This window comes from Moraxella lacunata (assembly GCF_002027545.1).
In the GTDB taxonomy this organism is placed as follows: Bacteria; Pseudomonadota; Gammaproteobacteria; order Pseudomonadales; family Moraxellaceae; genus Moraxella; species Moraxella lacunata.
The window spans coordinates 63,088-67,935 of the sequence record NZ_MXAN01000009.1 but is presented as its reverse complement, the minus strand read 5'-3'; the positions used below and the strand labels follow the sequence as shown (position 1 = coordinate 67,935).

The 4,848-nt window shown below is 48.5% G+C and carries 4 protein-coding genes; all 4 read right to left on the bottom strand.

Annotated features, from left to right (window positions below; all coding sequences use genetic code 11):
* Positions 1–211: 211 nt before the first annotated feature.
* From ccmI to B5J94_RS02075, 4 genes are read right to left on the bottom strand one after another with little or no spacing between them, the layout of a single operon-like run.
* Positions 212–1,474: a c-type cytochrome biogenesis protein CcmI gene (gene ccmI, locus B5J94_RS02090; protein WP_062501098.1), complete on the bottom strand. Its 1,263-nt coding sequence runs from the start codon at positions 1,472–1,474 to the stop codon at positions 212–214.
* Positions 1,471–2,031, bottom strand: a complete 561-nt coding sequence (locus B5J94_RS02085; RefSeq protein ID WP_228144495.1) for a cytochrome c-type biogenesis protein — start codon at positions 2,029–2,031, stop codon at positions 1,471–1,473. The genes ccmI and B5J94_RS02085 overlap by 4 nt, the downstream gene beginning before the upstream one ends.
* Complete coding sequence (locus B5J94_RS02080) at positions 2,028–2,609, bottom strand: DsbE family thiol:disulfide interchange protein (protein WP_062501100.1); 582 nt, start codon at positions 2,607–2,609, stop codon at positions 2,028–2,030. The genes B5J94_RS02085 and B5J94_RS02080 overlap by 4 nt, the downstream gene beginning before the upstream one ends.
* Complete coding sequence (locus B5J94_RS02075) at positions 2,606–4,657, bottom strand: heme lyase CcmF/NrfE family subunit (protein ID WP_062501102.1); 2,052 nt, start codon at positions 4,655–4,657, stop codon at positions 2,606–2,608. Before B5J94_RS02075 ends, B5J94_RS02080 begins: the two co-directional genes overlap by 4 nt.
* Positions 4,658–4,848 lie beyond the last annotated feature (191 nt).

Sequence of the window (4,848 nt, the reverse complement as noted above, 5' to 3'; positions counted from 1 at the left end):
ACTAGGGCGTGTTGAACTTTGGTATTTGCAATGAAAAATGAGAAAAATCGCAAGTTTTTCAAGGAAAAGTCCGCAGTTGATATTGAAATATCAACAAGGATTTTGACGATGAAAAACGAGATTTAGCCATTTTTCATGCAAAAATCAATCAAGGCTTTAAAACTCTACCGAATTTAAATAAAATGTTATCAATGTTCAACACGCCCTAAACTTACGGCACGATTTGTGAGATTTCCAAATTGACCGTATTTTGTCCTTTTTGTAATATCACAGGGTTTGCCATCAAGTCGCCCGATTCGCTGACCGCCCCACCACTGTGGCTGATACGAGCATTGACCGCAAGACCAACCCCTGCTTCACGCCCTGCCGTCAAAGTACGCTCGGGCATCATCGCATCTAAATCACTAAGCGACACCGTTACCCCCTGCACCAACTCACGCACCGACAGGCGTTTGACCGCATAAGGGGCACCGCCTGCCACGTCCGAGATAGAGACGAACAGCACGGCATTTTCATCGATTTGGGGGAGCAGACTGCTTGCCACGCTCACATGGACATTGACCCCTGCCATCGCTTTGGCTTCTTGGGCGTGAATGGTCGCCATCAGCTCATCTAGGCTTGCCAATGCCGACTGCCTGTCCGCACCGCCCTTACTGGTGATACTCTCACGCAGTTTGGCAACCCATGCCTTTGCCATCGTAAAGTTATTGGCACGCATCTCGCCCATCGCCATCATCATCATCGCCCCTTCATGGTCTGGGGTGTTTGAGAGTATGCCACGCAGGACATCACGAGCGGTCGCATCTAGCACGCCATTATTGGCAAAAAAGCTGGTCTGGGCATAAGTAATGGCAATCTCATCATTACTTTGGTCAAGGCGATAAGCACGAGCCAAGGCTTCTAGGGCTTGGGGCGTGGCTTCTAATGCCATGAACAGCTCGGACAGTCGCATCCAGCGGTTGGGGTCGTGGGCGTGATGATGAACGTTGGTTTGCATGGCACTGATGAGTGCGGTGCTATCGGCGGTCGCCCACTCGGGGGGCGTGTCTATCTTGCCCGTTAGCAAATCGTCCGCCACTTGTCCCACACTGTCTTGGGCTTGCCACAGCTTAAACACAGACGTGCGGTCGGCGGTTGTCAGATAAGCAAGCCCTGCCAGCACAGGTATCCACACCATGACAATGGCACGGCTTTTGATACCCACAGGGGCATAGGTCTCGGCATAGGTCTGGGCATCTAGCAGTTGGCGTTTGAGTTCAATCTCGCCTGCTTGAAAGGTTGCTTCATCTATCCGCCTTGCTTCTTTGTCCGCTTGTAGCTCGGCAATCCGCTCGCCAAATACCGCCACATTGACCGCCATGAGCTGATTGTCCACCGCCTTTTGCCCTTTAAGCCACGGATAAATCACCACCAACGCCAATACCACGCACAGCAGTACGGCTAAACTAAAAAACAAGAACAGCGTGGGGGTCATGGCGTATCCTTATCGGTTTGGGTGTGGGAATTTGAGGTATTAGAATGTTGGGCTTGCTCTGATTGGGGATTTTGATGTTTGGCTAAAATCTGAGCAACACGCTCTTCTTCGGCTTTGGATAAGGTAGCCACTTCATCAACCGCCACCGTCCGCCCTTTTTTGGCTTTATAAATCCAGCCTAAGATAAACACCACCAACAAAATGGGCGGAAAAAACCACAAAATCCACGTGGACGGACGCACAGGCGGTTTGTAACTGATAAAATCGCCATAACTGTCAAACATGAACTGGCGAATCTCGGTATCGCTCCTGCCGTCCTGTATCATCTGATAGGTTTGGTTTTTTAAATCCACCGCAATCGGAGCGTCCGACCCTGCTAAGTTTTGGTTTTGGCATTTGGGGCAACGTAACTCTTCGATGAGTGCCTTATAACGGGCTTCGTCTTCGGCACTTTTAAATTCATAAATCTCAATCGCCCCAAAACTTGCCGTACTTATCATCAAAGTCCCGACCACCGCCAGTACGGACAACGTGTGTTTTAAACAAAATTTCATCATTGGCACGCCTGTGTTCTTTGGGTTTGGTTCGCTTGGGGGTTAGCTAGGGCGTCCATGCATGGTTTGATACTTGCCGTCCAGTTGCCTTCGTGTATCTCGCCTGTGATGTGCTTATAGACCACGCCATTGCCGTCCACCACAAACGTTTCAGGGGCTCCTGTCAGTCCCAAACTTAGTCCATACCTGCCGTCCAAATCCTGCACCGAGTACAAAAACGGGTCTTTGTATTGGTTAAGATACCCCAACGCATCGGCAAGCTCGTCTTTGTAGTTCATGCCCACCATTGGCACACCTTGGGCGTGTAGCGTCATCAAAAAAGGGTGTTCTACTTTACATGTTGGACACCATGACCCCCACACGTTCAATAAAAATGGCATTTTAGGTAGATTGTCATTACTCATCATGCGATTTGGGTCAGACAGTAAGGGCAAGCGAAACGCTGGTAAAGGTTTGTTCATGCTTGTGGATACAACAATGTCAGTTGGCCGACCCAAACGGTTAAAGAACATAACCATAAGCAGAGCAAAGATGATAAATGGCGTTAAAAATATTATCGTACGTTTTTGGGTGCGTTTCATGGCATCATTCCCTTTGTTTGGCTATCGGTTTGGGCGTATTTACCATCTGCATTTTTGTTGGTTTTTGCCAATTTCGGTTTAACTTTTTTCATGCGATAACGTTTATCAAGCATGGCAACAACACCCCCCAACGCCATAACAATAGAGCCAAGCCATAACCAACGTACCATTGGCTTGACATGCACACGTACCGCCCAGGTATTGTTATCCATCTTGCCATCTTTGATTATCGGCTCGCCTAAGGCAACATATAATTCATTAAACAGGCTTGCTCGCAGTCCCACTTCGGTCATTGGCATCATAGAGACAACATAGTTTCGCTTTTGAGGATAGAGCGTGGTGATGAGCTTACCGTCTTTTTTGACTTGTATGCTTGCACGTGTGGCATCATAGTTTGAACCTTGTATCAATTCAAACTCTTGCAAATAAAAATCATAACCCTGCACGTGCGTGCTATCACCCACCGTCATCGCCACGTCTTTTTCTAGGCTTAACGCACTCACGCCTGCCACTCCCAGTGCCGTAACCAACACACCGATATGGGCGATTTGCATGCCATAATAGCTTGGACTAAGTTTACGCAGTCCATTGATAAGCCCCTTAGCGTGACGAGTCTTATCCTTAATGTCAAGCCCGATAAACAGTAGCACCCATGCCGATAGGCTTGCCGTGATATAAATGGTATGGTCAAAGGGCGTATTCTCGCCCAACAGGTTTATCATATACCAACCCACCACACCTAGTAGCAGGCTACACACCGCCGTCATCATAAGCACTTTTAGCATGGGACGGCTGTCGTATTTATACCGCATGGTCGCCCCCACGCCCATAAAGGCAAGTAGCACCCATGATAATGGCACAAATAACGCATTAAAATACGGGGGACCCACCGAAACCTGACCGAGTTTAAAAGCATCAGCGATAATCGGATACAGCGTGCCTAGTAGCACCACCAGTGTCGCCACCAGCAGAATGATGTTATTAATAACCAGTATGGTCTCACGGGATTTTAACTGATAAAAACTCTCCACGGTCAAACGCCAACCACGCAGGGCAAACATCAATAAGCCACCGCCAATGACCACCCCCAAAATCGCCAAAATCGCCATGCCACGGGTCGGGTCAGCGGCGAACGAATGCACAGACGTAATCACCCCTGAACGCACCAAAAATGTCCCCAAAAGCGACAGAGCAAAACCAAAAATGGCAAGCATGATCGTCCATGCCTTGAACACACCACGCTTTTCGGTAACAGCAAGCGAATGGATAAGAGCGGTACTGGCAAGCCACGGCATCAAGGAAGCGTTTTCCACAGGGTCCCAAAACCACCAACCGCCCCAGCCCAGTTCATAATACGCCCACCATGAACCAAGAGCAATGCCCAAAGTCAAAAACGCCCACGCCGCCACCGTCCACGGACGAGACCACCGTGTCCACACCGCATCAAGCCGACCCGCCCACAGGCTTGCCATACAAAAGGCAAACGGCACGGCAAGCCCCACATAACCCATGTACAGCATGGGCGGATGAAAAATAAGTCCGGGGTCTTGGAGCAGTGGGTTCAAATCCACCCCGTCCACAGGCAGATTTGGCAATGTCCGCACAAAGGGATTTGATGTAAAGGTCAGCATGGCAAGCATCATCACTTGCACCCCACCAAGCACCGACAGCACTCTGGCTCGCATGTCTAGTGGCAGCCCACGGCTACACACCGCCACGAGCATACACCACGTCGCCAGTATCGTCAGCCACAGCAGTAGCGAGCCTTCATGTCCGCCCCATGTCGCTGACAGCTTATAGTACCACGGGAGCAGACTGTTAGAATGCCCTGCCACATACACCAAACTAAAATCGTTGTACAAAAACCCTGCCATGAGTGCCAAAAATGACACCAACATCGCCAAAAACCCTGCCACGGCAAGGCTTGGAGCAAGGCGTTGCCAAGCGGTCTGATGTTTTATCACACCCAGTGCAGGCAGGACGGTTTGTAGTATCGCAAGCACCAACGCAAGCAGTAAGGCAAAATACCCCAGTTCGGTGATTAGCATAAAGACATTCTCATCAAGTTAGCGACGGCTATTTGGGTTTTGTTTTTAATACTGTTAAAAACTGATTTTATTAATTTTTAAAAATAAAAGTAATAAAAATTTGTTTAAAAATAAATTTTACAATAAATCATCATTTTAATAACATTTAAAATTTACAGAATAACCTTTTAGAAAATAAATCTCTTTCCAAA

Coding starts and splice junctions, on each gene's coding strand:
- ccmI (WP_062501098.1), bottom strand. CDS start 1,474: ATGACCCCCACGCTGTTCTTGTTTTTTAGTTTAGCCGTACTGCTGTGC.
- B5J94_RS02085 (WP_228144495.1), bottom strand. CDS start 2,031: ATGATGAAATTTTGTTTAAAACACACGTTGTCCGTACTGGCGGTGGTC.
- B5J94_RS02080 (WP_062501100.1), bottom strand. CDS start 2,609: ATGAAACGCACCCAAAAACGTACGATAATATTTTTAACGCCATTTATC.
- B5J94_RS02075 (WP_062501102.1), bottom strand. CDS start 4,657: ATGCTAATCACCGAACTGGGGTATTTTGCCTTACTGCTTGCGTTGGTG.